Raw genomic sequence first — 3,165 nt, forward strand, 5'->3', positions numbered from 1 at the left:
TTCCGGCGACAAGAGGAGACATTACGCGGACCACCCCACCCCCGCAAAACACACCGCATCCCGGGCGTGTCGCACGAGTCGCCGACGAGGATGCCCGATCAGCGGCATATTCAGGCCACGGTGAGTCCGGCGAGGGTCTTCTTCCCCCGTCGGATCACGGCGAAACGGCCGTGCAGGAGATCGTCGACGACGGCGGCCGCATCGCGCACGGCGACGTTGTTCACGTAGACCCCGCCCTGGGTGATCGCACGCCGCGCCTCGCCCGCGCTCGAGACGAGGCCGGTGTCGATGAGGGCCTGGATCACCGACGTGCCCGCGGCGATGCCCGCGGACGGGAGCTCCCCCAGGGCGGCCCGGAGCGTCGGCTCGTCGAGCGCGGTCAGCTCGCCCTGGCCGAACAGCGCCTGCGACGCCGCGATCGCGGACTCCGTCGCCTCGATGCCGTGCACCAGCGTCGTCACCTCCCAGGCGAGCGCGCGCTGCGCCTCGCGGCGGAACGGCTCGGACTCCATGGACCGCGCGAGCTCCTCGATGCGCGACCGGTCCAGGAACGTGAAGATGCGCAGCCGGTGGATCACGTCGCCGTCGTCCGTGTTGAGCCAGAACTGGTAGAAGGCGTACGGGCTCGTGAGCTCGGGGTCGAGCCACACCGCGTTGCCCTCGCTCTTGCCGAACTTGGTGCCGTCGGAGTTGGTGATCAGCGGCGTGCCGATCGCGTGCGCCGTGGCGCGCTCGCTGCGCCGGATCAGGTCGGTGCCGCTGGTGAGGTTGCCCCACTGGTCGCTGCCGCCGGTCTGCAGCACGCATCCGTACGTGCGGTGCAGCTCGCGGAAGTCCAGGCCCTGCAGGATCTGGTAGCTGAACTCCGTGTAGCTGATGCCCTCGTCCGAGTTGAGGCGCGCGCTCACCGCGTCCTTCTTGAGCATCGTGCCCACCCGGAAGTGCTTGCCCACCTCGCGGAGGAAGTCGATGGCGCTCATCGGCGCCGTCCAGTCCAGGTTGTTGACGATGCGCAGGGCGTTGTCGCCCTCGGGGCTGAGGAAGGCGGAGACCTGCGCCTGCAGGCGCCGCACCCACTCGGCCACGACCTCGGGGGTGTTCAGGGTGCGCTCGGCTGTGGGCCGGGGATCGCCGATCAGGCCGGTCGAGCCGCCCACGAGCCCGAGCGGACGGTGCCCGGCCAGCTGGATCCGCCGCATGAGGAGCAGCTGCACCAGGTTCCCGAGGTGCAGGCTCGGCGCCGTGGGGTCGAATCCGCAGTAGTAGGTGATGGGCGGACCGGAGAGCAGCTCCTTGAGCGCCTGCTGGTCCGTGGACACGTGCACGTACCCGCGCCAGACGATCTCCTCCCACACGTCCTCGAAGGACGGGTCGTTCTGCTGGGAGGAGAGGCGGTCGAGGTCGGCGTTCGTCACCCGATCACGGTATCAGCGCGGCATCGCGGGGACGGCGGGCGCGGCCGTGCGTCCCCGACGCGCGGCCGGAGGGCGCTGTCGTGCTGCATGTCGGCGGTCCGCGGGAGCATCGGGTCCACGGGAGACGACCGTCGATCAAGTTGCTGGCATTGATTGTTCGGAATCAAGTGCGTAGAGTTGATGTTCTTCGATCAAGTCCAGGGACCGCAGGGGGACGCATGTTCGTGATCACCGCCGACCAGAAGGCCAGCCGACACGACGTCGATCGCGCCGGGACGGGGCGCGACGAGCTCGCGAGCCGGTACGCGGGGCGCCTCGTGCTCCCCGTCGACCGCACGTCCGGCGACGAGCTGCAGGCGCTCGTCGCCGACGCGGCGACCGCCCTCGACATGGTGCTCCTGCTCACGCGCGACGGGCACTGGAGCGTCGGTCTCGGCATCGGGGCGGTGCGGACCCCGCTCCCCCGGGCGACGCGCGAGGCGACGGGACCGGCGTACATCGCCGCCCGCGACGCGGTCACGGCGGCCAAGCGCAGCGCGACGCGGTTCGCGCTCGCGACGGATCCGCCCACCGAGCACCCTGACGACCATCCCGGGCCGGCGCTTCCCCGCACCGCGGAGGTGGAGGCGCTCGTCACCCTGCTGCTGCTCGCGCGGGACCGACGCACGGCGCAGGGCTGGGACGTCGTCGACCGCATGGCCGGGGGCCGCACGCAGCGCGAGGTCGCCGCCGACCTCGGGATCACCCCGCAGGCGGTGAGCACGCGTCTGCGCACGAGCGGGTGGCGGGCCGAGCGCGCCGCGATCCCCGGGCTCGAGGCGCTGCTGGCGCACCTGGACGCAGGAGCCGCGCCGGCCGAGACGCCGCGGGCCGCGAAGGACGGGGTCCGCTCATGATCCCGGCGGGCACCGCCGTCGAGGTCGCGGCTTGGGCCGTGCTCTGCGTGCTGGCCACCGGGAGCCTCGTGCTCGCCCTGCTCGCCGTGCGCGCGCCCCGCACGGGCATGGTCGCCGCGGCCGCGGGCGCACTCGCCGCCGCGGTGGCGGTGGGTCTGACCCTCGAGGGCGACGCCTCCCCGCTGGTCGTGGGCTACCTCGGGCTGGTCGCCGTCGTGCTCGCGGTGCTGGGCGGCGGATCCGCTTCCACCGTCGTGCTGGCCCTCGCCACCCGCGGCTCCGTACCGCCCGGCGCGTACGGCGGCATCCTGGTGGCGCCCCGCGGACACGAGGACGACCCGTCCGCGATGCGTCGGCCCACCCGCGAGGTCCTGCGCGGCGGCGCGACCATCGGCATGCTCGAGCGGCTGGCCGTGGTGGCCGTGATCCTCGCCGGGTATCCCGAGGCGCTGGCCGTCGTGATCGCCATCAAGGGCGTCGGCCGCTTCTCGGAGCTGGGCGAGGCCGCGGAGGCACGCGAGCGCTTCATCATCGGCACGCTCGTGAGCTGGCTGTGGGCCGCGACCTGCGCCGCGGTCGTGCTCGTCGTCCGGTAGGCCGGCGGCCCGAGCAGCTCAGCGGCGTATGCGCGGCACGTGCGCGCGATACGGCGAGACCGTCGGATCCCCCGGCACCCAGAACCGCCAGGGGAACAGCTCGCCGGATCCGCCCGGCCCGGAGACGCCGACGCGCGGGCCCGACGCGGGCAGCGCGAGCGGCGCGTCCGGCAGGTCGAACGCATAGGGCGACGCGTCGAGCGGCGCGCCGTCGTCGGACAGCGGGATGCCGAGGGCGACGGCGAGGCGCGCGGGGCC

Annotated in this window: 4 protein-coding genes; 2 read left to right on the top strand and 2 right to left on the bottom strand. The window is 73.3% G+C overall.

What is annotated here, in order from left to right:
- Positions 1–110: 110 nt before the first annotated feature.
- A complete protein-coding gene (gene tyrS / locus DZG00_RS13885; RefSeq protein ID WP_119383085.1) occupies positions 111–1,415 on the bottom strand; it encodes a tyrosine--tRNA ligase in 1,305 nt (434 codons plus the stop codon).
- 218 nt (positions 1,416–1,633) lie between these two features.
- Between tyrS and DZG00_RS13890 the strand changes: the two genes are divergently transcribed.
- Together DZG00_RS13890 and DZG00_RS13895 are read left to right on the top strand one after the other, a co-directional pair.
- Positions 1,634–2,311: a DNA-binding protein gene (locus DZG00_RS13890; protein WP_119383084.1), complete on the top strand. Its 678-nt coding sequence runs from the start codon at positions 1,634–1,636 to the stop codon at positions 2,309–2,311.
- Entirely contained in the window at positions 2,308–2,907 is a 600-nt protein-coding gene (locus DZG00_RS13895) for a hypothetical protein (protein ID WP_119455740.1), read from the top strand. Before DZG00_RS13890 ends, DZG00_RS13895 begins: the two co-directional genes overlap by 4 nt.
- Positions 2,908–2,925: 18 nt before the next feature.
- Here DZG00_RS13895 and DZG00_RS13900 read toward each other — a convergent pair.
- On the bottom strand, positions 2,926–3,165 hold a 240-nt coding region (locus DZG00_RS13900), incomplete at its 5' end, for a DNA-3-methyladenine glycosylase (RefSeq protein ID WP_199689823.1).

This window comes from Clavibacter lycopersici (genome assembly GCF_003576405.1).
Taxonomy (GTDB): domain Bacteria; phylum Actinomycetota; class Actinomycetes; order Actinomycetales; family Microbacteriaceae; genus Clavibacter; species Clavibacter lycopersici.